The sequence below is a fragment of the Steroidobacter cummioxidans genome (assembly GCF_003104955.1).
Window position 1 is genome coordinate 21,098 of record NZ_LSRW01000005.1, and the last position, 26,064, is coordinate 47,161.

A 26,064-nucleotide genomic window follows, 5' to 3' on the forward strand; every position below is an offset into this window, starting at 1 on the left:
GCTGACTTACAAAGCCGCCTGTGCCGCGCGGGCACGGGGGCCGTGGAAGTACTCCTGAATCCAGGGATGCGGGTTTTTCATGATGCCGTCGAGCGTATCGACCACGATTTTCCTGTCAACCAGCACCGCCACGCGGCTGCAGGTGGCCAGCAGCGTATCCAGGTCGTGGGTAATCATGACGATGGTCAGCTTCAGACTGCGATGCAGATAGGTCACCAGCTCGTCGAAACCGGCAGCCGAGATCGGATCGAGGCCGGCGGTCGGCTCATCGAGAAACAACAAAGCCGGGTCCAATGCCAGCGCCCGGGCCAGCGCGGCGCGCTTGACCATGCCGCCGGACAGCTGTGACGGCAGTTTGCCGCCCGCGTCCACCGGCAGCCCGACCATGCGCAGCCGCAGTTCGGTCAACGACTCCAGCGCCTCCGGCGAGGCATCGAAATACTCGCGAATGGGCAATTGGATGTTTTCCGCCACGGACAGCGAGCTGAACAGAGCACCGTGCTGAAAGGTCACGCCGTAACGCCGCTTGACCGACAGCAGTTCCGACTCGCTCATCTGAGTGATGTCCCGGCCCTCGATCAACACTTGCCCGGACGAGGGTCGCTGCAGACCGAGCATGGTCCTGAGCAGCACCGACTTGCCGCTGCCCGAGCCGCCGACGATGCCGAGCACTTCCCCGGCCATTACGTCCAGGCTCACGCCGTCGTGCACGACCTGGGTGCCGAAGCGGTTGACCAGGTTGCGCACCGAAATGATCGGGGTTGGCTCGCTGGCACTCATCAGAAGTCCAGCTCCACGAACACCACGGCGAAGATCGCGTCGGCGAAGATCACCAGGAAGATCGACTGCACGACCGCCACCGTCGTCAGCCGGCCCAGCTCCCGCGAGGAGTCGCGCACCTGCATGCCGCGATAAGTGCCGACCAGCGCGATCACCATCGCGAACACCGGCGCCTTGATCAGACCGGCCCAGAATGTGGTCGGCGCAAGCGCGGACTGCACGCGAGGAATGAATTGTGACAACGAGATGTCGAGCAACAGCGACGACAGCAGCGCGCCACCCAACAAGCCCATGGCATCGGCAATGATGGTCAGCAAGGGCAACGCGATCAGCAGACCGATCAGGCGCGGCACCACCAGCACTTCGTAAAAATCCACGCCCATGGACTGCAAAGCGTCGATCTCATCGTTCAGCCGCATGACGCCGAGCTCGGCGGCAAACGCGCTGCCGGAACGGCCGGCGACGATGATCGAAGTCAGCAGCACGCCCAGCTCACGCAATACCGAGATCGCCACCAGATCGACGGTGAAGATCTCCGCACCGAACGAGCGCAACTGCTGTGCACCGAGATAGGCCACGATGACGCTGATCAGGAACGCGATCAGCGAGACGATGGGAATGGCCTGAATGCCTGTCTCATATACATGCCGCGCGATGGACGGCAGACGCAGGTTATGCGCGCTGCGCATGGCGCGAACCATGGTCGCCGCGATCCGCCCGAAGAAGCCCACGGCATCGCGGGTCTGTTTGACCTGCTGAACCGTGCCCCGCCCGATCCAGACCACAGCATCCCGCAGCGACGACTTGCCCGTCACCGCCTCGCCCGGTTGAGCCTTCTTCTGTTCGAGCAGCTCGTCGAGGAACGCGAAATGCGCCGGCCGCTCGCCCACCACTTCGATCCGCCCGCCGGCGGATCTGGCGCGCTCCAGCCAATTGCGTAACAGCCAGGCGCCGGACAGATCCAATGTTTCGATGCCGCTGAAGTCGAGCTGCACGCGCTGGCTCTGGTCGCTGAGTTGCGCGAGCGAGCTTTCGATCTCACGGAGATTGTCGATGCACCAGCCGCCGCGCAGCCGCAGCGTCAGTCCATCGCCAGATCGTTCCGATTCGAATAGCACCGGGTTGAGTACCGTCACACCGTGGAAGACGCGCGCAAGATTAGCAGATGTGCACAGTCGTATTATTGAGGCGGTCGACCACAACGCGCCGGCCCGCTCCCTGTTCCGCCGCCGCCGGAAAGTCCCGCGGCGCCTTCAGACTGCCAACACATCGCGATATCCTGCTGGATTCCGCCAGTCCACACCGGGATCCGAACGATGACCGAAGTCGAGCACCTGGTCGAAGCGACCTACCTGGGCAACACGCTATGGCGCTGGACCGTGGCCGCCGGCATCGCCATCGCCGCCTTTCTGCTTCTGCTGCTGATCCGCAGCGCCGTCCAATCCCGCTACCAGAAGCTGGCCGCGACGCCCGAGGTCGAGTTCCTGGAGCTGCCGTTCAAGGTCATCAGTCGCACCACCCTCCTCACCGTGCTGGTGACGTCGCTGTTCATCGGCTCGCAGTGGCTGAAGCTGCCGGATGCGGTCACCAAGGGGCTGCTGACCGTGTTCACCATCGCGGTGTTCTGGCAGATCGGCCTGTGGGTCAGCATCGCAGTGCTGGCGGCACTGGAGAGAAAGCGCCAGGCCTCGGATCCGGCGGCCGCCAGCTCCATGGGCATCATCGGCTTCCTGGCGCGCGCGACCATCTGGTCGTTCGTCGTGCTGTTGACGCTGGACAACCTGGGGGTTCAGATCAAGCCGCTGCTGGCCGGTCTGGGTATCGGCGGTATCGCCGTCGCGCTGGCGGCCCAGAATATTCTTGGCGACCTGTTCGCGTCCCTGTCGATCACGCTCGACCGGCCGTTCGTGGTCGGCGATTCGCTGCAGGTGGATGATTTCAACGGCACGGTCGAATACATCGGCGTGAAGAGCACGCGGCTGCGCAGCCTCAACGGCGAGCAGATCATCATGCCGAACTCGAACCTGCTCAGCAGCCGCATACGTAACAACTCGCGGATGAATACGCGGCGCGTGGTGATCAGTATCAGCGTCGACCAGCAGACCCCGGTGGAAAAATTGCAGCAGATCCCCGGCAAGATCCGCGAGCTGATCGAGTCGCACCAGCCGATCCGCTTCGACCGCTCGAACTTCTCCAAGATCAGCACGACATCCTTCGACTTCGAAGCGGTGTACATCGTGCTCACGCCGGACTTTGCCAAGCACATGACCATCCTGCAGGACATCAACCTGCGGCTGGTGGAGTGGCTCGACAAAGAGCGCATCATGCTCTGGTCGCCGCAGCGGCTGTACTACGTGGACTCGAAGCCCGGCGCGCGCCCTTCTCTGGAAGAAAAGGCGCTGCCGACGTCGCGGGACAGCTGAGTTATTTGATACTGCCGATGGCGCGGACGCGGCTCTCCGGAGCCTGCGTCTGCTCGAGCGCTTCCATGAAGCGACGCGTCCAGGCCGCAATGTCGTTGCGACGGAGCACTTTCATCATATCGGCGTGACGTTCACGTCGTTCGCTCAGCGGCATGGATAAAGCCGCCTGCATCGCATGGCTCACACCGCGAACGTCGTAAGGATTCACGAGCAGCGACGACGCCAGCTCACGCGCGGCGCCCGCGAGATTGGAAAGAATCAGCACGCCTGGATCGGCCGGATCCTGGGCCGCGACGAACTCCTTCGCGACCAGATTCATGCCATCACGCAACGGCGTCACCAGGCCGACCTTGGCGGCGCGCAGAAATCCCATCAGCGTGGCATGCGGGAAGTTGCGGTTGAGATAACGAATCGGCGTCCAGTCAGTGTCGGCGAAACGGCCATTGGTACGACCCGCCGCTTGCTCCAGCGCCTGCCGAATCTCCGCGTACGCACGCACGTCGGTGCGCGATAGCGGCGCGATCTGAATGTATGTAATGCGCCCGAGGTTCTCGGGATGAGTTTCCAGAAACTGCTGGTAGGCGGAGAAACGCTCCACCAGACCTTTGCTGTAATCGAGCCGGTCCACGCCCATCATCAGCGAGCGTCCCATCAAGCTGTCGGTCATGCGCCGGACCACATCGGTGGTGCTCGCTTCGAGCGCTTCATTCTCGACTGCGGCAACATCGATACCGATCGGGAACACTTCCGCGCGGATCACACGATCGCCGATCCGAATGCGGCCATCGGGCCGCACTGCTTCGGCACCAAACAAATGCTCGATGCCGCTATGGAACGAGCGCAGGTCGTTCTGTGTCTGGAACCCGACCACGTCGTAGCTGGTGAGATCGCGCAGCAGCTCCGCGTAGCACGGCAACACGCGCAGCATCTCGATGTTGGGAAACGGAATGTGCAGAAAGAAACCCATCGGGCGCTGCACGCCCAGCTCGCGCAGCCGACGGCCCAGCGGAATCAGGTGATAGTCGTGCACCCAGATGAGATCCCGCGGCTGCAACAGCGGCAGTAGTTTCTGCGCGAAGATGCGATTGACGTTCTCATAGGCTTCGCGCTGCTCGTTCGAGTAGCGCATGCCCTTGGAGAAATAATGGAACAAGGGCCACAACACGTCGTTGGAGTAGCCGTTGTAATAGAGCTCGAATTCGGCTTTGCGCAGCTCGATGGTGGCGTAGGTGACGCCGTCGCGGATGTGCAGATCGGGATCGCCGGGCTCACCCTCGCTGGTTTCTCCGCCCCAGCCGAACCATAGCCCGCCCGTGCGCTTGAGCGCGCTGAGAATGCCCACCGCAAGTCCACCGGGCGCGGCCGATTTGCGTGGCAGGGAGATCCGGTTGGAAACGCAGACAAGTCGTGTCATCTAGCGGGTGTACTCGATAGCGACCTACGAGAAAAAGCTGCGGCGCACAGCTGGCTACAACTTGACCCAACGTCCCAAGGACCGAAATAGTTTCACAAAACCCCTACTGCCGTTTCGCGAATTTCATGACCAGCGTTGTCGTCGGACCTCGTTCCTGCGCGACCTGAGGGGAAATTACCAGACGATTCAATCAATTGATAAAAACCCCACAGCCGACGCGCGGCGCGAAGGCTGCATTCACCGGATGAATAGCCGCGTTGCTGCCTGCAGCGGTGCTGGAAACGCTAGAATCCGCGCCCCTATCGATGCAGTTGTCGTTTGGAGTGCTGCGGCCCATGAAAAAGCCCATCAACGTTGCCATCACCGGCGCCGCCGGTCAGATCGGCTATGCCCTCGCCTTCCGTGTCGCCTCCGGCGCCATGCTGGGCCCCGATCAACCGATCAACCTGCACCTGCTGGAAATCACGCCGGCACTGGGTGCGCTCCAGGGTGTGGTGATGGAGCTCAACGACTGCGCGTTCCCGACGCTCAACAAGATCGTCGCCTCCGATGACGCGAAGGTCGCCTTCAAGGATTGCGATGTGGCGCTGCTGGTCGGCGCGCGTCCGCGTGGCCCGGGCATGGAACGTAAGGACCTGCTGCTCGCCAACGCGCAGATCTTCTCGGCACAGGGCAAGGCCCTCGATGCGGTCGCAAATCGCAACGTGCGCGTGCTGGTCGTCGGCAACCCGGCGAACACCAACGCGCTGATCGCTCAGCGCAACGCGCCTGGCCTGAATCCTCGCAATTTCACCGCGATGGTTCGTCTGGATCACAACCGCGCGCTGTCGCAGCTCGCCGAGAAGACCGGCAGTCACAACACGCAGATCAAGAAAGCCATCATCTGGGGCAATCACTCGGCCACTCAGTATCCGGATCTGCATCAGACCACCGTCGACGGCAAGCCGGCGCTGTCGCTGGTCGATCAGCAGTGGTACGCCGAAACGTTCATTCCGGTCGTGCAGCAGCGCGGCGCGGCCATCATCAAGGCTCGTGGCCAGTCGTCGGCGGCTTCGGCGGCTTCCGCTGCCATCGACCACATCCGCGACTGGGTGCTGGGCACGCCGGAAGGCGATTGGACCAGCATGGCGGTCCCTTCGGACGGCAGCTATGGCATTCCGGAAGGTGTCATCTATGGCTATCCGGTGACCTGCAAGAACGGCGACTACCAGATCGTGCAGGGCCTGTCGGTCAACGACTTCAGCCGCGCGCGCATGGATGCCACTCACAAGGAACTGCTGGAAGAGAAGGACGGCGTGAAAGAGCTGATCTGAGTCTCTGACTGCCGCAGGGCCTGGCCCCGGCAATAAAACAGGACGGCGAACGTGTCACCCGATGCGTTCGCCGTTTTCTTTTATGCGTCCTTTAGCGCCATGCCCGACTTGCCGGTGTACGCCGCGCAAGTTACTGTCGTCGGCACCGCGCGACACAGCATGCCGTGACTACACTGTCGGACATTCCGACCGAAGCTTTCGCTACCTCTTCCGGCTTGTCTCGCGCACAGCTTTCAAGAGGTTCACATCGTGAGCAGCGTGATTTGGTTCCTGGTGTTCGTGCTTGGCGCACTGACGCTCGCTTATAACCGCGCTTCGTTACTGACCACGACGCTGGTGTATGGCGGCGGTTTGCTGGCCTATGGCTGGTTTGGCGATCCCTCGTTCGCCTGGCTGGTCGTGCTGTGGGCGGTGCTCGCAGTGCTGGTATTCCTGAACATCGACGCACTGCGCATTCGTTTCATCTCGCGCCCGTTCCTGCGCACCTATCGACGCATGCTGCCGTCGATGTCACAAACCGAAAAAGACGCACTCGAAGCCGGCACCGTGTGGTGGGACGGCGAGCTGTTCACCGGCGGTCCGGATTGGGAAAAGCTGCTGTCCGCCGCCGCGCCGAAGCTGACCGCCGAAGAGCAGGCCTTCATCGACGGTCCGTGCGAAGAGCTGTGCCGCATGATCGACGATTGGGACATCACGCATCGTCGCGCCGATCTGCCGCCGCACATTTGGGAATACGTGAAGAACAAAGGCTTCTTCGCGATGATCATCCCGAAGAAATATGGCGGCCTGGAATTCTCCGCCTACGCTCACTCGTGCGTGCTCGTGAAGCTGTCGAGCCGCTCCGGCGTGGTGGCATCGACGGTCGCCGTGCCCAATTCGCTCGGCCCCGGCGAACTGCTGCTCCACTACGGCACGCAGGAGCAACGTGATTACTACCTGCCGCGACTGGCTCGCGGCGAAGAGGTGCCTTGCTTCGCACTGACCGGCCCGCGCGCTGGCTCCGATGCCGCGTCGATTCCGGATTTCGGCGTGATCTGCAAAGGAACGTTCGAGGGCCGCGAGATCCTCGGCGTGAAGTTGAACTTCAGCAAACGCTACATCACGCTGGCACCGGTCGCGACTGTCATCGGCCTCGCATTCAAGCTGTTCGACCCGGACAAATTGCTGGGCGAAGACAAGACCGATTACGGCATCACGTGTGCCCTGATCCCACGCAATACCGCAGGCATCACCATCGGCCGTCGTCACTTCCCGCTGAACGCGCCGTTCCAGAACGGCCCCATCCAGGGCAAGGACGTGTTCGTGCCGCTCGATTATCTGATCGGCGGGATGAAGATGGCCGGCCAGGGCTGGCGCATGCTGGTCGAGCAGCTGTCGGTTGGCCGCTGTATCTCGTTGCCATCGAGCGCGACGGGTGCCGCGAAGGCCGCAGTGTTCGGGACTGGCGCTTACGCTCGCATCCGCCGGCAGTTCAATGTTTCAGTCGGCCAGTTCGAAGGCGTGATGGAAGTGCTGGCGCGCATGACCGGCACTACCTACATCATGGACGCCGCGCGGTCCGTCACCGCCGGCGCGATCGATGGCGGTGAGAAGCCATCGGTGCCGTCGGCGATGTTGAAGTATCACCTCACCGAATACGGCCGCGTGATCGCGAACGATGCGATGGACATTCACGGCGGCAAAGGCATCTGCCTGGGCCCGAAGAACTACCTGGGTCGCGGTTACCAACTGGTTCCCGTCGCCATTACGGTGGAAGGCGCGAACCTGCTGACACGCAGCCTGATCATCTTCGGTCAGGGCGCAATTCGCTGTCATCCGTTCGTGTTGCGTGAAATGAACGCCGCCAAGGACAAGGACAAGCGCAAGGGCACCCTCGAATTCGACAAGGCGCTGTTCGGCCACATCGGCTTCACGATCAGCAATGCCGTGCGCTCGATGGTGATGGCGCTGACGCTCGCGCGCTTCTCGAAGGTGCCGGACACGGGCCCGACGCAACGTTTCTATCAGCACATCAATCGTTTCAGCGCCTCGTTCGCGTTCGCCACCGACGTAGCGATGCTGACGCTCGGCGGCTATCTCAAGAAGAAGGAAAGCCTGTCGGCACGCCTCGGCGATGTGCTGTCGTGCATGTATCTGGCCTCGATGGTGCTGAAGCACTACGAGAACCAGGGCCGTCAGGAAGCGGATCTGCCGATGGTCGAATGGGCCTGCCGCACACTGCTGTACAAGGCTCAAGAGCAGCTGCACAGCTTCTTGCGCAACTTCCCGAATCGGTTCCTCGCGGGCTTCATGCGGCTCTTCATCTTCCCGCGCGGCCAGACGTATCACGCGCCGTCGGATCCGCTCAGCCATCGGCTGGTCGAGCAAATCATGCACCCGACCATCACGCGCGATCGGTTGACCGACGGCGTCTATCGCACGGTCGAACCGACCAATGCGCTGGGCCTGTTGCATGAAGCGATGGTGTTGAGCGAAACCGCCGAGCCGTTGGAAAAGCGCATTCGTGTCGATGGCGTGAAGACCGGCAAGGTCACGGCGCTCGATCTGCCCGGACAGATTCAGCAGGCGCTGGCGGCGGGCATCCTGTCCGAGACCGAAGCGGCGATGTTGCGCGACTATGATCGGCGCGTGATGGACCTCGTCAATGTCGACGACTTCAGCACTGAAGAGCTGGCGGCCGGCCATCAGCCGGTGGAGATGCGTCAGGCTCGCGTCAGCAACGCGTAACTCTCTTCTAGGCGGTGGAGCTTCCACCGCCTTCCTGCCGCGAGTACATTACCGACGTACACCTCACGTGTACGCTCTCCGTTTGCGTGGGATTCATCATCCGACCCGCCGGTTGACGCGAACCAGGAGCGTACCTGTCAACGCTCATCCCCTCGGAGTCCTTCAAGAATGAAACATCAACTCAAGGCTCGATTCGTGCTCGCCGCGGCGGCTGCTCTTTCCATCGGCGCGGGCCTCGCTTTCGCCGAGGACGTGAAGCGCACGCCTTCGCCCGCCGGCGCCGAGGTGTATTTCATCGCACCCGCGGATGGCGCGACGGTCACCAGCCCGGTGACGGTGAAGTTCGGCTTGAAGGGCATGGGCGTCGCCCCGGCCGGCATCGCCTTCGACGGCACCGGCCATCATCACCTCATCATCGATGCGGACCTGCCGGCCGCCGGCGCACCGATTCCGACCGACGCGAATCACGTGCACTTCGGCAAAGGCCAGACCGAAACGACGCTCGAGCTCAAGCCCGGCAAGCACACGCTGCAGCTGCTGCTCGGTGACTTCACCCACGTACCGCACGATCCGATCGTGACATCCAAGAAAATCACGATCACGGTGAAGTGACGCGGTCCATCCTGCATGTAGACATGGACGCGTTCTACGCGTCCGTGGAGATGCGCGACAATCCTGAGTTGCGCGGTAAGCCAGTGATCGTAGGCGGCCTCGGCGGACGTGGCGTCGTCGCGGCCGCTTCCTATGAAGTGCGCAAATACGGCGTGCATTCCGCCATGCCGATGCGCGAAGCATTGAAACGCTGCCCGCACGCGGTATGCGTGAAGCCCCGTTTCGAACAATACAAAGCGGTTTCCGCCACTGTCTTCGAGATCTTCCATCGCTTCACGCCGCTCGTCCAGGGACTGTCGCTGGATGAGGCTTTCCTCGACGTGACTCACAGCCAGCGCGCACTGGGGCCGGCGGAATCGATTGCGCGGCAGATCAAGGAACTCATTCTTCAGCAGACTCAGCTGACGGCGTCGGTTGGCGTCGCGCCGAATAAACTGGTTGCGAAAATTGCCTCCGATTTGCGCAAGCCGGATGGTTTGGTGGTCGTGCCACTGGAACAAGTGACGTCGATTCTCGACCCGCTTCCGATCCGACGGCTGCATGGGCTTGGCAACAAGACGGCCCCGCTACTCGAGCGACTCGGCATCGTTACTTTGCGTGACCTGCGGCTCGCGCCCGATGCGACGCTACGATCGGTGTTCGGGAAATACACGTCGCAGATGAAGGCGCGCGCAGCGGGAGAAGATGATCGCCCGGTAATTCCAGATTACGACGAGAAGCAGATCTCTTCGGAAACGACGTTCGATAAAGACATCGTCGATCCCTCGCAACTCCATGCCGTGCTCGCGCAGCTGGCTGATCGAACGGCCGCCCGCTTGCGAGCGCAGGGCTGGTTGTCCGAGCGCGTGACGGTGAAGATCCGGCGTCACGACTTCAAGACGTACACTCGTCAATGCGCCATTCGCCCCGCCACCCAGGAAACCAGGCCTCTGGCTGTCGCGGCGGCGAAACTACTCGACGAATGGATCAAGGCGCAGCCTCGCACGCCGATTCGCCTGCTCGGCGTTGGGGCGGGGGATCTCACTGCGCAGCCACAGCTGGAATTGTTCGCTGCGCAGGAGTCGAAAAAGAACCAGCATCTGGATGCGGCGTTGGATGGCATTCGAGCCAAGTTCGGGAACACGGCGGTGTCGCGCGCGAGCTCGCTGAAGAATCGCGATCCGCGCTGACGAGCGTGTTCGGCACCGTAACCGGCTAGGCTGCAACAGTAATTCCCGCCGCGTGTGATCGACGAGCAGGCTGCACAACGATCTCGACGTGCTGATCCAACGACACCAGCGCCTGCATCAAGCGCTCCAGTGAAATGTTCTGAAGTTTGTAACGCCTGACCTGAGACACCTTCGGCTGACTCATGCCGATGATGGTAGCAGCCTGCGTTTGGCTCAAGTCGCGCTGATCGATCAATTGGTTGAGCTTCATCGCGAGGATTGCCTTCACCGACAGCTCCTCCGCGTCCTCGAAACCGAGGTCTACCAAGACGTTGCCGGTACCCTTGGCATGCTTTCGCTTGTGACTCACAACGTTCTCCCGCTCGCCTGATAGCGGGCGAGCACCGACTTCAATCGCTTTTCAATCAGCTCCACGTCCGGCCGTGGCGTTGCAATGCCGGACTTGGACTTCTTCTGAAACGCATGGAGCACATGTACGGCATCGCCGACCCGCACCGTATAGACCGCGCGGAACGTATTGCCCCGATGATCTCCAATCAGCTCGTACACCCCCGAGCCAACGCCCTTCCACGGCTTGGCCGTTTCCGGCGTACCGCCCAACTGGACGACAAACAGCGCGACGCCCATATCCTTCTGGATGGGAACGGGAAACTCCTTGAAGTCCTTCTTCGAGGAGCCTTCCCAGTAAAGCAGCTTCCGTTGCTCCAGCATCGAGTATACCTGTTCGGATATAGATTTCAAATTGGCGGTCTGACCGCCAGGGCCCCAGGCTCTGGCGTCCCGCAACAACGACATAACATCCGAGATTTCCACTTGGAGTGCTGGTGCAGTAGAGAGTCGTTACATTTGCCTGCGGCTCGACACAGAGTTATCGGGAGTCATCGCCATAGATTCGGCCGCTGTTTGTTTGAGGCTACGCGAGGTGACATCTGTAGTTTCTTCGCGCGCAGCCGAGGCGATGCCAGCGCCGCGGCGCGTGGATCGCGGCGGCTCACTTCACAGGCCACTTCCAATTCTGCCGCGATCAACTGTGTTCCCAGCAGGCGCGTGGTGTGCAGGCGCCGTTTGTCGTTGCTGGCGGCGAAGCGAATCAGATCTGGCCAGAACGCTGGGTTCGTTGGCCAGCGAGGCATCATCAGCTCGCCGTAGCTCGCAGCGATGTATCTGAGTTGCCACAGCGGTGTACCCGCGAGGCGCTGCGCTGTCGCATAAGGCATCGCATACACAACCCGAGCCGCCATCGTATTCGCCGCTACGACATGCCACGCGTGGATCAGCGCCAGCTCACAGAACGCATACTGGGGCGAGGAATCGCCCATGACACCGTAGCGATCAAACACTGACGTCGATGTCGACGCCGTGGCGTTTGCGCACACCGCGTCCCAGAAGTGTTCGCTCTCAAAACCCAGCGAATATAGGGTGTACGGCAACTCCGCGAGCGCGCGTATCGCGCGCGGAGATAACGACGCTAAAGCCGCGCGCTCTCGCAGCGGAATGTGCTGCAGCTGTGTCCCGCCTCCCGCGGCATCGCACTCGGCTACGAGCAATTCCAAATAGTCGACGTTGAGTTGATGAATGCGCGCGAGCAGCGCGGGCTCGAGCACCGGCGGGCGGGCTTCGCCTTCGCGATCGAGCGAGTCGCTCTCGACCTCGATCCGATGTGCACCTGCATCGTTAACTAAAGATCCTTCCGTGTGACTTTGTGACATGTCGCTTCCTGCGAATTCGATGGGCCCGCGATTTAATCGGGGCTTTACGGGAACGTCAATGGCGGAGCACACTATACGCGCCGTTTCGTCGCGATCGATGCAAACAAACTGCGACGATCGGCAGACAAGTCAACAACCACGGATGGATCGCGCAACAAGGAGTTCGCATGGACACCAGCAACGAGTCGTATCGACACGAGCGCCACCGCCAGGAATTGGCGCTCCGCATGATTCGTCACGAGGCACGCACGTGCACGATTCGCGAATGCACCGGCCTCACTGACGATCGTATTCGCCGCCTCTACCGCTCCTATGCACACGAGCTGAGCGAGTCGCCCGTGCGTCGACGGCGCGGCAAATCACCACGGCAAGTCACGTACTTCGTACGAAACACGCGCGCGCAGTTCGAGTCGTCACTGCTAGCAAGCGCCTTCGCGGCCTTCGGCCTGTTACATGCGCAACGGAATATCGGAGCGAAAGAAAATGCACTGACTGAGGTCGACTCAGTCGAGTACGGCCGGCTGTTCTGCGACGCCTACGAAACACACCAACAGCTGCTCAACGCGCAAACTTTCTCGTTCGAGCACGCGTGGTTCTTGCTCCGACTGCTGAATTGCAGCGGCGACCTGCGCGCCGTGCGCTGTCGACATTGCGACAGTTACTACCTCCGCGACAAATTCAACCTGTGCAGGCACACCTGTCCGACATGCAGACTGAAGCAGACGCGCGGCCACCGTGCCTCGCCTACACGACCCTGCTCCAGTTCACGCGCTGTAACGCGCGGCTGATAAACTGCAGGCATGCCGTCGCGCTTGCCGAACATACTCGCCGGGCCCTACCTGGAACGTGCCGCGCACCGTCGTAAGGACGAGGCGCATGTGCGGGCCGCGCTAGCCGACCCGCTGACGTGGTTCGTGCCGGTCTGGCAAACGCGTAACTTCATTATTCGACAAGGCGATCTGATGGCCGCTCACTTCGTGACCGGCATGCAGACACTCTGCCTGACCGAGGCCAACGACTACGTGCTCCTCGGCGAGTTTCGCGGCCACTCGGTTTTTGCTGTCGGGCTGTCGGGCGAACGCCCGCAACTGGCCGACCCGACCGTGGACTTCCAGGATCTGCGCATGCTCGCCGGCGCGCTCCCGCCCGAAGAGGCCGGCTTGCTGGCGTATGCGCGGGCGATGATCCACTGGCGCGAGACCCACCGATTCTGCGGTCGCTGTGGCTCGCCGACCGCCGCGGTCGACGGCGGTCATGTGCTCAGATGCAGTAACGAAGGCTGCCGTTCGCAGCAGTTTCCCCGCATCGACCCGGCAGTCATTGTGCTGGTCACGGACGGCGAGCGCGCCTTGCTCGGCCGTCAGGCCAGCTGGCCGGCGGGCCGCTACTCGACGATTGCCGGCTTCGTCGAGCCGGGCGAGAGCCTGGAGGACGCCGTCGTGCGCGAAGTGCACGAGGAAACCGGCGTGGACGTGGGCGCGGTGGACTACCATTCGTCGCAGCCCTGGCCGTTCCCGTCATCGCTCATGTTGGGGTTCACGGCATACGCCCGTAGCACGGATATCTCGCGAGTCGATGACGAGCTAGAGGACGTACGCTGGTGGACCCGCGAGGAGATCGCGGGAGGGGCGGTCGCGCTGCCGATCACCCATTCGATCTCCTTCCGGCTGGTCGAGGACTGGTACGACTCAGGCGCGGAGCGCCCACTGCGCGAGGAGCCCGGCGTACGGATGTGGCAACTCCCACGCCGCTGACCGCGCCACCCATGCGCCTATTTTCAGCGCGCATTCATCCACCGTTGGAACTGCTGCACTACAATCCCTCGCCATGTGCCTGCTCGTCCTCGCTTGGAAACACCACCCTCGTTACCGCTTGATCCTCGCCGGCAACCGCGACGAGTTTCATGACCGTCCGGCCGCGCCGCTGAATTGGTGGCAGGACGACGCGCGCATTCTCGGCGGGCGGGACCTGAAAGCTGGCGGCACCTGGCTCGGCGTGGCCCGCTCGGGACGGTTCGGCGTCGTAACGAACTATCGCGACCTGCAGGCGCCGGTGGAAAACGCGCCATCGCGCGGCCAGCTGATCCCGCGCTTCCTCACGGGCGCCACCTCCCCAAAGGAATTCCTGGACGACCTGCGCGGCGCGGCGCCTCGCTACTCGGGCTTCAACCTGCTGGTCGGCGGTACCCGCGCGCTCTACTACTTCTCCAATCGTGGCCCGAACCCCACGGCGCTGGCGCCGGGCGTGTACGGGTTGAGCAATCATCTGCTCGACACACCGTGGCCCAAGCTGGCGCGCACGCGCGCGCGGTTCGACGCCTTGCTGTCCCAGCCGGAAATCTCGCCGGAAGATCTGTTCACCATGCTCGGCGATCGCGAGCAGGCCAGCGGCTCCGACCTGCCATCCACAGGCTTGCCCGAGGATTGGGAACGCGTGGTGTCCGCGCCATTCATCGTGAACGAGCGCTACGGCACGCGCTGCTCCAGCGTACTGCTGGTGGAGCGCACCGGCCGCACGATCCTTCAGGAACGCCGCTTCGATGCCGCCGGCATCCAAAGCGGCAACTCACGTTTCGAGTTCACTAGTGCCGAGGTGCCCGAGGTGTGGTTCGAAGCCGAGGATCCCGACGAGACCGTGGCGACCGACACTTCGTTCGATTCCTCGCCGGAATAGCTTACCGAGCGGCGCTCTCGTGACAGCGAGGATGCGTGCGATAGCGACTGGAATGCTGGCGACGGCATTGCTGTTGCCATTGCAAGCGGCTGCCAAAATCGATGTCGCCATTCCCGAAGTCAGCGACGCGATCGAGACCAACGTTCGCGCCTTCCTGAGTCTCACGCGCTACGCCGATCGGGACGACGTCACCCCCGAAGTCATGAGCCGTTTGCAACGGCGCATCGTCACCGAGACGCGGCAGGCCCTCGAGCCTCTCGGCTTCTACGAGCCCGAGGTCACCTACGAGGTGAAGCAGGAAGGCGACCTCTGGAGGGTGACCATTCACATCCAGCCTGGCCGGCCGGTGCGTCTGTCGGAAGTGAACATCAATGTAGTCGGACCTGGCGCGAACGACCGCGCGATTCGCGAACTGCTCGCCGAGCAGGAGATCAAGCCCGGCCTGCGCCTGAATCACGGCACTTACGACCGAGTCAAAGGCAACCTGGTGCGCGTGGCCAAGCAGGAGGGCTATCTCGAAGCCAGAATCACGCGGCATGACCTGGTGATCGATCGCGCCGAGCGACGTGCCAATGTGGACCTCGAAGCCGACACGGGCGAGCGCTATTTGTTCGGCGAGATCAACATCGCTCAGGATGTGATCACCGACGAAGCCATGCGCCGCCTGTTACGCATGCATCCCGGCGATCCATACACACTCGACACGCTGCTCAGAACGCAGTACGTGCTCGACGACACACAGTACTTCTCGGTGGTCGACATCGAGAGCGGCGATCCCGATCCGGTCACGCGCACCGTACCCATGACGGTCACGGCGGAACCGAGCAGGAAACATCGTTACGCAGCCGCCGTCGGTTATGGCACCGATACCAAAGCGCGGGGCAAGTTCACCTGGGACAATCGACGCGTCAACCAGGACGGCCACAAGTTCAAGCTCGAGCTGCTGGGCTCGTCGATCGTCACCGACCTCACCGGTCGTTACATCGTGCCGGTCATGGACATCGCGCTGGAAAAACTGGAGTTCACCGGCACGCTGCGCGACGAGGAGCTCGGCGACACTCGCTCCAAACGAGCTGAAGTCAGTGCCGGTCTCACGCAGGTGCTGGGCCGCTGGCAGCGCGTGCTGAGAGTCGCGGTCGCCGAAGAAGAGAGTATCGAAGCCGACGGCACCTCGAGCACGAACTTTTATATCGTGCCCAGCGTCGGTTTCTCGACGCTGCCCAGTTACATCATCGGCAGCCGCAGGCGTCCTTACTCCTTTGCGGCCGAATTGCGCGGCTCGCCTGAAACATTGGGCTCGGATGCCTCGTTCTTGCAGCTGCGCATGAAGGGCGAGCGCATCTTCGACATAACCGAGCTGTGGCATCTGCATCTACGCGGCGAGCTCGGCATCAGCCGCATCGCCGCCACGTCCGACCTGCCGACCTCGCAACGTTTCTTCGCGGGCGGTGAGAACAGCGTGCGCGGCTTCGCCCTCAACGAGCTGTCACCCAAGGACGACCAGGGCCGCACCGTCGGCGGACGCAATCTTGCGACCGGCACGTTCGAGGTGGTTCGCGATCTGCCGCGCAATTTCGGAATCGCAGCGTTCTACGACTTCGGCAACGCCTTCGACGAGTTCCGCAAGCCGGAGCTGCAATATTCAGCCGGCCTGGGGGCCCGCTACAACATCGCCGTCGCCAGCTTCGGCGTGGACGTGGCGCAGGCATTGTCCGAACCCGGGCGCAGCCCGCGGGTTCATCTTTACATCGCGACCCAGTTTTGATGCGTACTACGCGCCTCATCCTGATCATTGTCGCGATCATCCTGCTGGTACCGGTGGCATTCGTCGCCATGCTGATGTACTCGGAGGCGGGCCTGCAGATCATTGCAGGTCAACTGTGGCGTCTGGAGCGCTACGACGTAAAGATCGAAGGCGTGTCGGGCACGCTGTCCGGACCGCTGCGCGTCGCTCGCTTCGAGCTGAATCATCCCCGCGTGCACGTGCTGGTGAACGACATCGTCATCGACCCGCAGTTTCGGGGTCTATTGATTCAGACATTGCGGGCCGGGTCGGTGACTGCCCGAGAGTCGCTGGTCGAGCTGCACGATGTCGACCTGCCGCCAAGCACGAAGCCGACACGCTTCCTGCCGGCGTGGCTACGCGTCGACGCGCACAACGTCGAGCTCACCAACGTGCGCTATGTACATATGAACGGCACCGCCATCGAGGCGAAAACCGTCCGTGGCCGCGCGACGATCACCTCGACTCGCTTGCGGGCCAGAGATGTCGCCGTCGATTCCGACCTCTTCGATGCCACGGGTAACGTGCTGCTGCGGGCCGGGGCTACAGTGGCTGTCCCCCTGAGCCTGGCAGGCAACGTCAGCGGCCTGCTGCACCTGCCAGATGTGGACCTCGACCTGAAAGGCTCAGTCGACGGCAACATCGATGTGCTGAATATCCAGGGCGAAATGCTCAAGCCCAGCGCGGCCGTCGCCACCGCCGTGATGACCCGCCCTGAGGACAGCTGGAACATTGCAGGCAAGGTGACTTCCGCGCAGTTCCTGCTCGATCCCTGGTTGAGCAATCCGCCGCTGTCGCTTCGGAATATCGCCCTGGACTTCGAGTTCAACCCGCAAGGTGTGCATGCCAAAGGCCTGGTCGGCGTGCCGGAGATCGACGAGCAGGAACTGCTGGTCGATGCGCGCGGCCACTACGCGGATCGCACGCTGTTTCTCACTGACTCAAACATCAAGCTGCAGGACTCGCCAGCCGCGCTGCAAACGGAAGGCAAGCTGATCTTCGACGGCGCGGCCCCTACGCTCGATCTGTCCGCTCAATGGCAAAGCCTGCAGTGGCCCTTGCGAGGCGAAGCGATCGTCACGAGCTCCAGCGGTGACGGCACATTGCGCGGCCCGTTGCCGTATGACTTTGCCGTCACGACGAGCCTGGCCGGGCCGAACCTTCCGTCCGGTGCAGGCTCGGCCACCGGCGTGATCTCCAAAGAGCAGGTCACGGTGGCGAGCTATTCCGTGAATGCATTGGGAGGATCTCTGACCGGCAACGGCCAGCTGCAATTCGACCAGCCGCGCGCCTGGCGACTCGCGACGCAAACAACGAATGTGAATCCAGCCGGCCTGTTCAAAGATTTTCCCGGCAGCGTGAACATGACGGCCAACGCCTCGGGCGAAGGCTTCGATAAGCAAGCGTCGTTCATCGCCGATGTCAGCGAGCTGCACGGCACGTTGCGAGGCGAACCGCTGCGTGGCCGGGGCTATGTGCAAAGAGATCGTCGAGGCTGGACCGTGAGACACGCCAGCGTCGGCCTCGCCGATGCACGCCTGTCTCTGGATGGCATCTGGAAAGAAACGATCGAAGCGCGCTGGTCGTTGGATGCGCCGTCGTTGGATCGGCTGCTGCCGCGAGCCAAAGGCAGGATTGTCTCCAAAGGCAGCGCCAGTGGACCGTTGAAGTCTCTGCACATCACCGGCGAGCTGACTGCTAACGACATCCGCTATGAGCAATGGCAGGCGGGTCAGCTCACGATCAACGGCGACATCGACGCGAGCGGCCAGTCGCCGTCGCGATTGGTCGCGTCCGCCCGCCGGCTCGGCGCCGGCGAACCGATCGTCGAGAGCCTGCAGCTCAGCGGCGAAGGCACGGCGCTCGATCATCGCCTCAATATGAATGTCACCGGGGCCGCAGCGACACCTCGCGATACACCACCGAGCGCGGAGATGCAGATCGCCGGCACTTACGATCAAAAGGTGTGGAATGCGACGGTCACGACTACGAAGCTCGTGACCGGCAAAGCCGATGACAAGCTGGCCATCGCCGAGCCGGCGACGATCATGGCATCGGGCGACCAGGCGCAGCTCGACAACTTCTGTTTGATTGCAGGCGCCGGTCGCATCTGCGCCAGCGGCAAGTGGCGACGTGCCGGGTCGTGGGAAGGCACGGTGTCTGGTTATGAGATTCCGTTGGCGCTGCTGTTGCCGCCTGCGGGTGAAGAGGCGGAGTACGGCGGGCGCATCGAAGGCCGTGTGCATGCGTTCGGCGCGCCCAATCAGCCGTGGCAGGGCGAAGCGGGTATGCGCATCATCGATGCTGCCATCGTCTATCGCCCGAAGGGCGCCGAGCCCGAAACATTGAACCTGGGCACGGGCGGTCTGGCCGCCACCGCCAAGCCGGAGCGCATCGACTTCTCGTTCGGCGTGCAGGCGTTCACCGATACCTATGTGTTCGCCAATGCGCATCTGGATCGAAACGAGCGCAACGACCTGCTGCATCTGCCGCTGACCGGTGACGTGCGCGCACGCGCGGCTGACGCGAACATTCTGCCGCTGCTGTTCTCCGAAGTAGATAACGCGGCGGGTCTACTGACCGCGAATGCCAACATTCACGGCACGCTCGCCGAGCCCGAAATCAACGGCCGCCTCGAGCTGGCGAATGGCGAGCTGGATTCGTATCGCGTGAACTTCGCGTTACGCAATCTGAATGTGGTCGCCGACCTGGCGAGCAACGGCCTGGATTTTCGCGGCACCGGTCGCGCCGGCGAAGGCGAGCTGGAGGCGGACGGAAGATTCACCTGGAGCGGAGGAAAGTCGCGCGGCAACCTGCATCTGCGAGGCAGTAATTTGCTCGTGGCCGATCTGCCCGAGTATCGGGTAGTCGCTTCGCCCGACCTGCGCTTCGCCATCGACGGCAATCAGGTCAATGTCGCCGGCGACGTACTGATTCCGAGCGCACGCGTGCAGCCCAACCAGATTTCCGGCGCGGTGCGCGCATCGGACGATGCTCGGTACGTTCACGAGACCGAAGCGGAGCGCGCCGGCCGCACTGTCGTGCGCAGCGAAATCAAAGTCACGATCGGCGACGACGTGCGCGTCGACGCCTTCGGCCTGCAAGGCAGGCTGACTGGCGGCGTGGGCACGACCGTGGTCACGGGCGAGATTCCGACCGGTCGCGGCGAGCTCAGCGTCGTCGACGGACGTTACGAGGCGTACGGCCAGAAGCTCGATATCAACAAGGGCGAGTTGCTGTTCGAAGCCTCACCGCTCGACGATCCGGGATTGGACATCGAAGCCCGCCGCAAGATCGAGACCGTGACCGTGGGCTTGAATGTGCGCGGCACGCTGCAACAGCCGCGGCTATCGTTCTTCTCCGATCCGACCATGCCGCAGACTCAGATCGTCACTTATCTATTGACCGGCAAGGCGCCCGATTCGATGAGCCGCAGCGACACTGCGACCATGACTTCGGCTCGCGATACTTTGACCATGCAGGGCGGCGGCCTGCTCGCTTCGCAGATCGGCCGCCGACTCGGTTTGGAAGAGGTGGGCGTCGAAAGCTCGCTCGGCACCGACGGCACTTCGAATACGGCGCTGGTGCTCGGCAAGTTCCTCTCGCCCCGGCTGTTCATCAGCTACGGCATCTCGCTGACAGAATCGATCAACACCCTGAAGCTACGCTATACGATCAGCGACAAGTGGGTGTTCAAGACCGAGTCCGGTCTGAATCAGAGCGCAGATCTCGAATACACGATCGAGCAGTAGCGTTCAATCGAACTGGGTGGGCAGCGAGCGATCGAGGTGGTGCCGATACGCGCACTGGATCTGCGCCACCGTGGTGCGGCCGGTCGACAGCTCCGGCAGCTGGTCGAGCGGAAAAAACTTCACATCGGTGGTTTCGTAGCTGGTCCGGAAATCGCCGCCGGTGATTTCGCAGATGAAGAACAATTTCCAGATGTGGAACAGAAACTTCGGATAATTGTGCTTGTTGCGGTCGTGGACTGCGGCCAGCTTGACGGCTCGTGCGGTGAAACCCGACTCCTGCTCGATCTCTTTTTCAACGGCCTGCGACGGCGTGTCGTTCACATCCGCCCAGCCGCCGGGCAACGTCCACTTGCCATCGACGCGCTCTTTGACCAGCAACACTTGATCGCCACGAAACACGGCGCCGCGCACGTCGACCTTGGGTGTCGAGTAGCCGTCTTCGACCATCCAGGTGGCGCGCACCTGGTCCGGCGTCAGCTCCGACTCGAGCGCCAGCAGCTCGCCGGCGATCTGTGCCATCTCGCGGTAACGCTCGCGATCATATTCTTCCTGTGAGAAATGCAGACCGGTCTGCGACAGCGCCAGCAGGCGTCGTGAAAGATCGAGCACGGACATAGTGACAACTTGGACTTGTTGGCGGATCGGAAGCTTCTCGCGCCAGCGCGGCTCGCGCAACTTCAGAAAGACCGACATGCCAGGGCGTGCTGCACTATCATTTTGCCGCCGAAGCTGACTGTCCCCCGTCCATGAACGCTCCCGCACAGCCCGAGGCTGTTTCCGCCGCTCAACGCATCGACGGCCGCGGCCTCTCCGCCGCTATTTCCGCCTTCCTGATGTGGGGGCTGATGCCGTTATATATGAAGCTGCTGCAGACCATCCCGGTGCTGCAGATCACGGCCCATCGCATGTTGTGGGGCTGTCTGGTCGGCTTGGGCTGGCTGGCGGTGCGCAGCGACACCTACCAGACGTGGAATGCGCTCGGCGATCCGCAAGTTCGCCTCAGACTGTGTGCGTCGGCGACGTTCATTGCCATCAATTGGTTCATTTTCATGTGGGGCATCGCCACTGCCCATGTGGTGGAAATCAGCCTCGGCTATTTCATCGGACCGCTGGTCAACGTAGCGCTCGGCGTGGTGTGTTTTCGCGAGCGACTCAATCGTCTGCAATGGCTATCCGTAGCGATCGCTGCCGCCGGCGTGCTGTATCTGACATGGGCGGCGGGCAAACCGCCGTACGTGTCGATCGCGTTGGCATTGAGCTTTGCGCTCTACGGGTTGGTGCGAAAGACCGCCAACGTCGAAGCGCTGCCCGGCTTCACAGGCGAAACGCTGTTGCTGCTGCCGTTCGCAGCCGGTTATGTGCTGTGGTGTGAGCTCACAGGCGGCGGCGCGATGAGCACCGGGTCGCTCGGGACCACTCTCCTTCTATTACTGGGCGGGCCGCTGACCGCCGTGCCGCTGGTGTTGTTCGCGGTGGGTGCGCGTCGCATCCCGCTGTTCACCGTCGGACTTTTGCAATACATCGCGCCCAGCCTGCAGCTGGCATGTGCGGTGCTGATCTTCGGCGAGCCGTTCACCGGGCCTCGAGTGATCGGGTTCGCAATGATCTGGACGGCGCTCGCGGTGTTCGCCCTGGACGGATTGTTGGCTGCGCGCCGCCGGGACTGACCCAACCGTCATTGACAGCCCGTGCATAATTATGCACCATGCGCGCCTTTTTATGCATCGGCGCGTTGAGCGCCGTTGCGCCTCGAAGAGGGCGTTCGGAACGACATGGCTGCAGAGATTCATCAATCCGTCGCGCGCCGCGCCGCGATTCTCCGGATCATCGGAGAGTCGACCGTGCGCAACCAGGACGAATTGGTAAAAGTCCTGCGCAAACAAGGCTTTGACGCGACCCAATCGAGCGTCAGCCGCGACCTGCGCGAACTCGGTGTCGCCAAAGCCGGCGACCGATACATCCTTCCCGCCCAGGATGCGGCCGTCACCAACAATCCGTTCGCAGCCGTCGCCAAGTTCGTGCTCGAGATCAAGACCGCGGGCCCCTCGCTGACGGTCCTGAAGACCATGACCGGCGCGGCCCAGAGCGTGGCCGTCGCCATCGACAGCTCGGACTGGCCCGAAGTGGTCGGGACCATTTCCGGCGATGACACGATCTTTATCGCGACCGACGAGCCGAAGGATCAGAAGCAGCTGCGCGAACGACTCCGCGGCATCTTCGGCATCTGAGCAGCACGCGGCTGCGCGCCTACCCCCAACACCGACGGCTATTGTTTTGATACGGAAACGAGCATGAGCACACTTCCTCCTGGCAACGAACCGATTCTGCTGGCCTTCTCCGGCGGCCTCGACACGTCATTCCTGGTGCCGTGGCTCTCGGAAAACTACCAGCGGCCCATCATTACGGTGACCGTCGACACGGGTGGCATCGACGCCGAGGCCGCGAAGGTGCTGGATCAGCGCGCACGTGCGTTGGGCGCGAAGGATCACATCCTGGTCGAATCGAAGAAGGATTACTTCGAGCAGGTAATCAAGTACCTGATCATGGGCAACGTGAAGCGCGGCCAGATGTATCCGCTGTGCGTCGGCGCCGAGCGCGTCATGCAGGCGCAGACGATTGCCGAATACGCGAAGAAGCTCGGCACGAAGGTCATCGCTCACGGCTGCACTGCTGCCGGCAACGATCAAGTGCGCTTCGAAGTCGCGCTGCGCACGCTCGCGCCCGAGCTGACCATTCTCGCGCCAGTGCGCGATCAGGCGTTCAAGCGCCCCGATCAGTTGAAGTATCTGCAGGATCGCAATCTCACCATCCCGCCGTACGGTGCCGCCTATTCGGTGAATCGCGGCCTGTGGGGCGTGACGATCGGCGGCAAAGAGACGTTGACGTCCGAAGGCAGCATTCCGGATCACGCGTGGGTGCTGTCGAAGGATGCGTTCTCGAATCCGCAGGCGCCGGAAACGCACACTATCGGCTTCGAGCAGGGCATTCCTTCGAGCCTCGATGGCGTCAAGCTCGATCCGGTCAGCGTGATCGAGAAGGTCGAGGCGATCGGCGCGAAGTTCGGCGTTGGCCGCGGCATTCACCTGGGCGACACCATCATCGGCACCAAGGGCCGCGTGGCGTTCGAAGCGCCCGCCGCCGAAGTGCTGCTCAGCGCGCATCGCGAGCTGGAAAAGCTGGTGATGACTGGCCGTCAGCAGCGCGTGAAAGAAATGTTGTCCGGCCCGTACGGCGATCTGGTGCACGAAGGCCAGCATCTGGATCCGGTGTGCCGTGACATGGAAGCACTGTTCGTGAATTCGCAGGCGCGCGTCACCGGTGAAGTGAAGGTGCAGTTCCACCCGGGCAACGCGTTTGTCGCCGGCGTGACATCCCCGTACTCCATCATGGCCGCCTCGAAGGGCGTTTATGGTGAAGCGGCCGGCGAATGGACCGCTGCCGATGCGCTGGGCTTCTCGAAGATGGTCGGCCTGCCCGGCATGTTCTGGACCCGTGCTGGGCAGGACAAAGCTTGATTGTTTCTTTCAACGTCTGAATAGGTGCAACGAACACAGCCATGAAAACCGTAGTCGTCGACAAGATCGCGTCCATTACCCAGGCATTGGAGCTGGGGCATGAGTTGCGTGTCGCCACGGACAACATTCCTTGCGAGGAAGGCGTGGTGCTGGTTGTCGAGATCCTCAACAACAAGTCGAACTACAACACGCTCGAGCTGACCAGCGGTCGCATGGCCAAGGTCTCCAAGGGCGATGTAATCGTCGGCGCGCTCGGTCATCGCCAGGCGCTGTTCGGCTACTCGGGTCATCTGCCGACCTCGGTGAAGGAAGGCGACATCATCCAGGTGCTGAACATCGGCGGCGTGCTCGGCGTGGTTGAATCGGTGAACCCGGAAAAGGGCACGCCGTTCAATGCGAAGGTCATCGGCGTGGTGCTGCAGTTCCCGTATCTGGGCGAGCGCATCGGCGTGCCGGCGCGCATCGGCTATCGCCGCCTGGACTACAACGTCGCTGTGAACACGCGGAATGTGCCTGTCGTGGCGCTCGCGGGCACATGTATGGAAGCGGGCAAAACGGCAGCGGCGTGCGCCATCGTTGCTCGCATGCGGCACCGTGGCTTGAACGTGCATGCGTTCAAGGCCACCGGCGTTTCTTTGCGTCGTGACATTCTCGCGATGGAAGACGCCGGCGCTCGCAAGAGCATGATCTTCACCGATCTCGGCGTCGTCACGACCACGGCGAAGACGGGCCCGGCGATCACGCGTGCGCTGCTGACCGAAATGGCGCAAGGCGAACCCGATGTGATCGTGTTCGAGCTGGGTGACGGCATCCTCGGCGCGTACGGCGTCGAAGCGATCTTGTCGTCGCCAGACATTCGCACTGCGCTCACGTCCGTCGTGTTGTCGGCGAACGATCCGGTCGCGGCGTGGGGCGGCGTGAAGCTGCTGCGCGAACAGTTCGGCATCGAGCCGTCGGTCGTCACGGGCCCGGCGACGGATAACGCGGTCGGCGTGAACATCATCAAAGACAAGTTCGGCGTGCCGGCCTTCAACGCCATTACCGATGGCGCCAAGCTCGGCGACTGTGTGATCGATTCGTTGCAGCTGCAGCCGAAGGCCAAAGTGGAAGTGACCGAAGAATGAGCGACGCGAAGATTCCAGTCATTGTTCTGGGCGGCACCGGCTATGTGTCGGGTGAGCTGCTGCGTCTGATCGCCGGTCATCCGCGCCTGGAGCTGAAAGCCATTCTTTCGGACAGCCAGCCCGGCGAGTCGGTGGCGAAGTTCTTTGCGCACCTCGCTCCGGTCTATCCCGAGCTGAAGTTCTCCAGCCTGGAAGCGGTCAAGCAATTGGTGGGCACACTGCCGACATCGGCGATCGTGTCGGCTGCGCCGCATGGTGTGGCGGCCAAGCTCATCGATGACATCCTCACCGCCGCCGAAGCGAAAGGCACGAAGCCGCGAGTCATCGATATTTCCGCGGACTACCGCTACAGCTCGGCGGCGGCATATGAAGCGGTGTACAAACATGCTCACGGTGCGCCGAATCGAATCGCGCAGTTCAGCTGCGCCGTGCCGGAGCACATGAACAAGCTCACGACGCCACATGTGGCGCACCCAGGCTGCTTTGCGACGGCGCTGTTGCTGTCGAGTGTGCCGCTGTTGTCGCTCGGCCTGGTCGAGCCGCGTCTGTTTGCTAGTGGCATCACTGGCAGCACGGGCTCGGGTCGCACGCCCGGCGCGGGCACGCATCATCCGCAGCGGCACAGCGATCTGTACGCGTACAACCCGCTGGCGCATCGACATACGCCAGAAGTCGCGGCGCTGGCACAAGTCGCCTCGCAGGTGCAGGCCGAGTTCAACTTCGTCCCGCACTCCGGCCCGTTCGCTCGTGGCATTCATGTAACGATGCAGGCGAAGGCCGTGAAGCCGATCAAGACCCCTGAATTGATCGAAGCGCTGCAAGGCTTCTACGCCGGCAAGACCTTCGTGCGTGTCGTCGGCGAGATGCCTCATGTAAAAGACGTGGCAGCGAGCAACTACGCGTTCCTGAGCGCGGCGGCCCATGGGGATTCCATCGCCGTGATGTGCGCCATCGACAACCTGGTGAAGGGCGCTGCCGGCGGCGCGATGCAATGGTTGAATCGTGTGTTCGGCCTGGACGAAACGACTGGCTTGCTGACGCCGGCGGCCGGCTGGACCTGACGCTTAGAA

Annotated in this window: 22 protein-coding genes; 15 read left to right on the plus strand and 7 right to left on the minus strand. The window is 62.5% G+C overall.

The window, feature by feature from the left end; genetic code table 11:
- Window positions 1–6: 6 nt before the first annotated feature.
- Both D0550_RS03850 and D0550_RS03855 read right to left on the minus strand, forming a co-directional pair.
- On the minus strand, window positions 7–780 hold the full coding sequence (locus D0550_RS03850; RefSeq protein WP_116807791.1) for an ABC transporter ATP-binding protein: 774 nt from the start codon (window positions 778–780) through the stop codon (window positions 7–9).
- Window positions 780–1,982 (minus strand): ABC transporter permease, encoded by a 1,203-nt coding sequence (locus D0550_RS03855; protein ID WP_116807792.1) that lies wholly within the window; start codon window positions 1,980–1,982, stop codon window positions 780–782. The genes D0550_RS03850 and D0550_RS03855 overlap by 1 nt, the downstream gene beginning before the upstream one ends.
- Before the next feature lie 177 nt (window positions 1,983–2,159).
- On the opposite strand from D0550_RS03855, the gene D0550_RS03860 reads away from it, so the two are divergent.
- Window positions 2,160–3,203, plus strand: a complete 1,044-nt coding sequence (locus D0550_RS03860; RefSeq protein WP_161965625.1) for a mechanosensitive ion channel family protein — start codon at window positions 2,160–2,162, stop codon at window positions 3,201–3,203.
- A 1-nt stretch (window position 3,204) separates the two neighbouring features.
- Here D0550_RS03860 and otsA read toward each other — a convergent pair whose 3' ends face one another.
- Window positions 3,205–4,617, minus strand: a complete 1,413-nt coding sequence (gene otsA / locus D0550_RS03865) for an alpha,alpha-trehalose-phosphate synthase (UDP-forming) (RefSeq protein ID WP_116807794.1) — start codon at window positions 4,615–4,617, stop codon at window positions 3,205–3,207.
- Between the two features lie 335 nt (window positions 4,618–4,952).
- Here otsA and D0550_RS03870 point away from each other — a divergent pair, with 335 nt between their 5' ends.
- The 4 genes from D0550_RS03870 (at window position 4,953) to D0550_RS03885 (ending at window position 10,438) form a co-directional block, all read left to right on the plus strand.
- Window positions 4,953–5,930 carry a malate dehydrogenase gene (locus D0550_RS03870; RefSeq protein WP_116807795.1) on the plus strand — a complete coding sequence of 326 codons (978 nt, stop codon included), beginning with the start codon at window positions 4,953–4,955 and terminating at the stop codon, window positions 5,928–5,930.
- A 249-nt stretch (window positions 5,931–6,179) separates the two neighbouring features.
- On the plus strand, window positions 6,180–8,657 hold the full coding sequence (locus D0550_RS03875) for an acyl-CoA dehydrogenase (protein ID WP_116807796.1): 2,478 nt from the start codon (window positions 6,180–6,182) through the stop codon (window positions 8,655–8,657).
- A gap of 168 nt (window positions 8,658–8,825) precedes the next feature.
- Entirely contained in the window at window positions 8,826–9,269 is a 444-nt protein-coding gene (locus tag D0550_RS03880; protein ID WP_116807797.1) for a DUF4399 domain-containing protein, read from the plus strand.
- Window positions 9,266–10,438: a DNA polymerase IV gene (locus D0550_RS03885; protein WP_153067022.1), complete on the plus strand. Its 1,173-nt coding sequence runs from the start codon at window positions 9,266–9,268 to the stop codon at window positions 10,436–10,438. The genes D0550_RS03880 and D0550_RS03885 overlap by 4 nt, the downstream gene beginning before the upstream one ends.
- A 25-nt stretch (window positions 10,439–10,463) precedes the next feature.
- On the opposite strand, the gene D0550_RS03890 is transcribed toward D0550_RS03885, so the two are convergent.
- From D0550_RS03890 to D0550_RS03900, 3 genes are all read right to left on the minus strand, one after another.
- Window positions 10,464–10,787, minus strand: coding sequence for a helix-turn-helix domain-containing protein (locus D0550_RS03890; protein WP_116807799.1), 324 nt, complete (start codon window positions 10,785–10,787; stop codon window positions 10,464–10,466).
- Window positions 10,784–11,149: a type II toxin-antitoxin system RelE/ParE family toxin gene (locus tag D0550_RS03895; RefSeq protein WP_116807800.1), complete on the minus strand. Its 366-nt coding sequence runs from the start codon at window positions 11,147–11,149 to the stop codon at window positions 10,784–10,786. Before D0550_RS03895 ends, D0550_RS03890 begins: the two co-directional genes overlap by 4 nt.
- Before the next feature lie 167 nt (window positions 11,150–11,316).
- Window positions 11,317–12,147 carry a hypothetical protein gene (locus D0550_RS03900; protein WP_116807801.1) on the minus strand — a complete coding sequence of 277 codons (831 nt, stop codon included), beginning with the start codon at window positions 12,145–12,147 and terminating at the stop codon, window positions 11,317–11,319.
- A 167-nt stretch (window positions 12,148–12,314) separates the two neighbouring features.
- Between D0550_RS03900 and D0550_RS03905 the strand changes: the two genes are divergently transcribed.
- The 5 genes from D0550_RS03905 (at window position 12,315) to D0550_RS03925 (ending at window position 20,355) form a co-directional block, all read left to right on the plus strand.
- A complete protein-coding gene (locus D0550_RS03905) occupies window positions 12,315–12,935 on the plus strand; it encodes a FlhC family transcriptional regulator (RefSeq protein WP_116807802.1) in 621 nt (206 codons plus the stop codon).
- 12 nt (window positions 12,936–12,947) lie between these two features.
- Entirely contained in the window at window positions 12,948–13,901 is a 954-nt protein-coding gene (gene nudC / locus D0550_RS03910) for an NAD(+) diphosphatase (RefSeq protein ID WP_116807803.1), read from the plus strand.
- Window positions 13,902–13,974: 73 nt separating this feature from the next.
- Window positions 13,975–14,820 (plus strand): NRDE family protein, encoded by an 846-nt coding sequence (locus D0550_RS03915; protein ID WP_116807899.1) that lies wholly within the window; start codon window positions 13,975–13,977, stop codon window positions 14,818–14,820.
- Between the two features lie 31 nt (window positions 14,821–14,851).
- Window positions 14,852–16,585 carry an autotransporter assembly complex protein TamA gene (locus D0550_RS03920; RefSeq protein WP_206606075.1) on the plus strand — a complete coding sequence of 578 codons (1,734 nt, stop codon included), beginning with the start codon at window positions 14,852–14,854 and terminating at the stop codon, window positions 16,583–16,585.
- Complete coding sequence (locus D0550_RS03925) at window positions 16,585–20,355, plus strand: translocation/assembly module TamB domain-containing protein (RefSeq protein ID WP_116807805.1); 3,771 nt, start codon at window positions 16,585–16,587, stop codon at window positions 20,353–20,355. The genes D0550_RS03920 and D0550_RS03925 overlap by 1 nt, the downstream gene beginning before the upstream one ends.
- A 3-nt stretch (window positions 20,356–20,358) precedes the next feature.
- On the opposite strand, the gene D0550_RS03930 is transcribed toward D0550_RS03925, so the two are convergent.
- On the minus strand, window positions 20,359–21,048 hold the full coding sequence (locus D0550_RS03930; protein WP_206606076.1) for an NUDIX hydrolase: 690 nt from the start codon (window positions 21,046–21,048) through the stop codon (window positions 20,359–20,361).
- A 53-nt stretch (window positions 21,049–21,101) separates the two neighbouring features.
- Between D0550_RS03930 and rarD the strand changes: the two genes are divergently transcribed.
- The 5 genes from rarD to argC all read left to right on the plus strand — a co-directional run bounded on the left by rarD (window position 21,102) and on the right by argC (window position 26,055).
- Window positions 21,102–22,022, plus strand: coding sequence for an EamA family transporter RarD (gene rarD / locus D0550_RS03935; RefSeq protein WP_116807806.1), 921 nt, complete (start codon window positions 21,102–21,104; stop codon window positions 22,020–22,022).
- Window positions 22,023–22,127: 105 nt separating this feature from the next.
- Window positions 22,128–22,583, plus strand: coding sequence for an arginine repressor (locus D0550_RS03940; RefSeq protein WP_153067023.1), 456 nt, complete (start codon window positions 22,128–22,130; stop codon window positions 22,581–22,583).
- A gap of 63 nt (window positions 22,584–22,646) precedes the next feature.
- Entirely contained in the window at window positions 22,647–23,870 is a 1,224-nt protein-coding gene (argG, locus tag D0550_RS03945; protein WP_116807808.1) for an argininosuccinate synthase, read from the plus strand.
- 41 nt (window positions 23,871–23,911) lie between these two features.
- The gene (locus D0550_RS03950) at window positions 23,912–24,994 is read left to right on the plus strand and encodes a hypothetical protein (protein ID WP_116807809.1); all 1,083 of its coding nucleotides are present in this window, start codon (window positions 23,912–23,914) and stop codon (window positions 24,992–24,994) included.
- Window positions 24,991–26,055: an N-acetyl-gamma-glutamyl-phosphate reductase gene (gene argC / locus D0550_RS03955; protein ID WP_116807810.1), complete on the plus strand. Its 1,065-nt coding sequence runs from the start codon at window positions 24,991–24,993 to the stop codon at window positions 26,053–26,055. Before D0550_RS03950 ends, argC begins: the two co-directional genes overlap by 4 nt.
- Window positions 26,056–26,064 lie beyond the last annotated feature (9 nt).

Bases quoted from the DNA above. Each gene is read 5' to 3' on its own strand.
- D0550_RS03850 (WP_116807791.1), bottom strand. From the start codon at position 780: ATGAGTGCCAGCGAGCCAACCCCGATCATTTCGGTGCGCAACCTGGTC.
- otsA (WP_116807794.1), bottom strand. From the start codon at position 4,617: ATGACACGACTTGTCTGCGTTTCCAACCGGATCTCCCTGCCACGCAAA.
- D0550_RS03870 (WP_116807795.1), top strand. From the start codon at position 4,953: ATGAAAAAGCCCATCAACGTTGCCATCACCGGCGCCGCCGGTCAGATC.
- D0550_RS03880 (WP_116807797.1), top strand. From the start codon at position 8,826: ATGAAACATCAACTCAAGGCTCGATTCGTGCTCGCCGCGGCGGCTGCT.
- D0550_RS03895 (WP_116807800.1), bottom strand. From the start codon at position 11,149: ATGCTGGAGCAACGGAAGCTGCTTTACTGGGAAGGCTCCTCGAAGAAG.
- D0550_RS03900 (WP_116807801.1), bottom strand. From the start codon at position 12,147: ATGTCACAAAGTCACACGGAAGGATCTTTAGTTAACGATGCAGGTGCA.
- D0550_RS03905 (WP_116807802.1), top strand. From the start codon at position 12,315: ATGGACACCAGCAACGAGTCGTATCGACACGAGCGCCACCGCCAGGAA.
- nudC (WP_116807803.1), top strand. From the start codon at position 12,948: ATGCCGTCGCGCTTGCCGAACATACTCGCCGGGCCCTACCTGGAACGT.
- D0550_RS03915 (WP_116807899.1), top strand. From the start codon at position 13,975: ATGTGCCTGCTCGTCCTCGCTTGGAAACACCACCCTCGTTACCGCTTG.
- D0550_RS03920 (WP_206606075.1), top strand. From the start codon at position 14,852: ATGCGTGCGATAGCGACTGGAATGCTGGCGACGGCATTGCTGTTGCCA.
- D0550_RS03925 (WP_116807805.1), top strand. From the start codon at position 16,585: ATGCGTACTACGCGCCTCATCCTGATCATTGTCGCGATCATCCTGCTG.
- D0550_RS03930 (WP_206606076.1), bottom strand. From the start codon at position 21,048: ATGTCGGTCTTTCTGAAGTTGCGCGAGCCGCGCTGGCGCGAGAAGCTT.
- rarD (WP_116807806.1), top strand. From the start codon at position 21,102: ATGAACGCTCCCGCACAGCCCGAGGCTGTTTCCGCCGCTCAACGCATC.
- D0550_RS03940 (WP_153067023.1), top strand. From the start codon at position 22,128: ATGGCTGCAGAGATTCATCAATCCGTCGCGCGCCGCGCCGCGATTCTC.
- argG (WP_116807808.1), top strand. From the start codon at position 22,647: ATGAGCACACTTCCTCCTGGCAACGAACCGATTCTGCTGGCCTTCTCC.
- D0550_RS03950 (WP_116807809.1), top strand. From the start codon at position 23,912: ATGAAAACCGTAGTCGTCGACAAGATCGCGTCCATTACCCAGGCATTG.
- argC (WP_116807810.1), top strand. From the start codon at position 24,991: ATGAGCGACGCGAAGATTCCAGTCATTGTTCTGGGCGGCACCGGCTAT.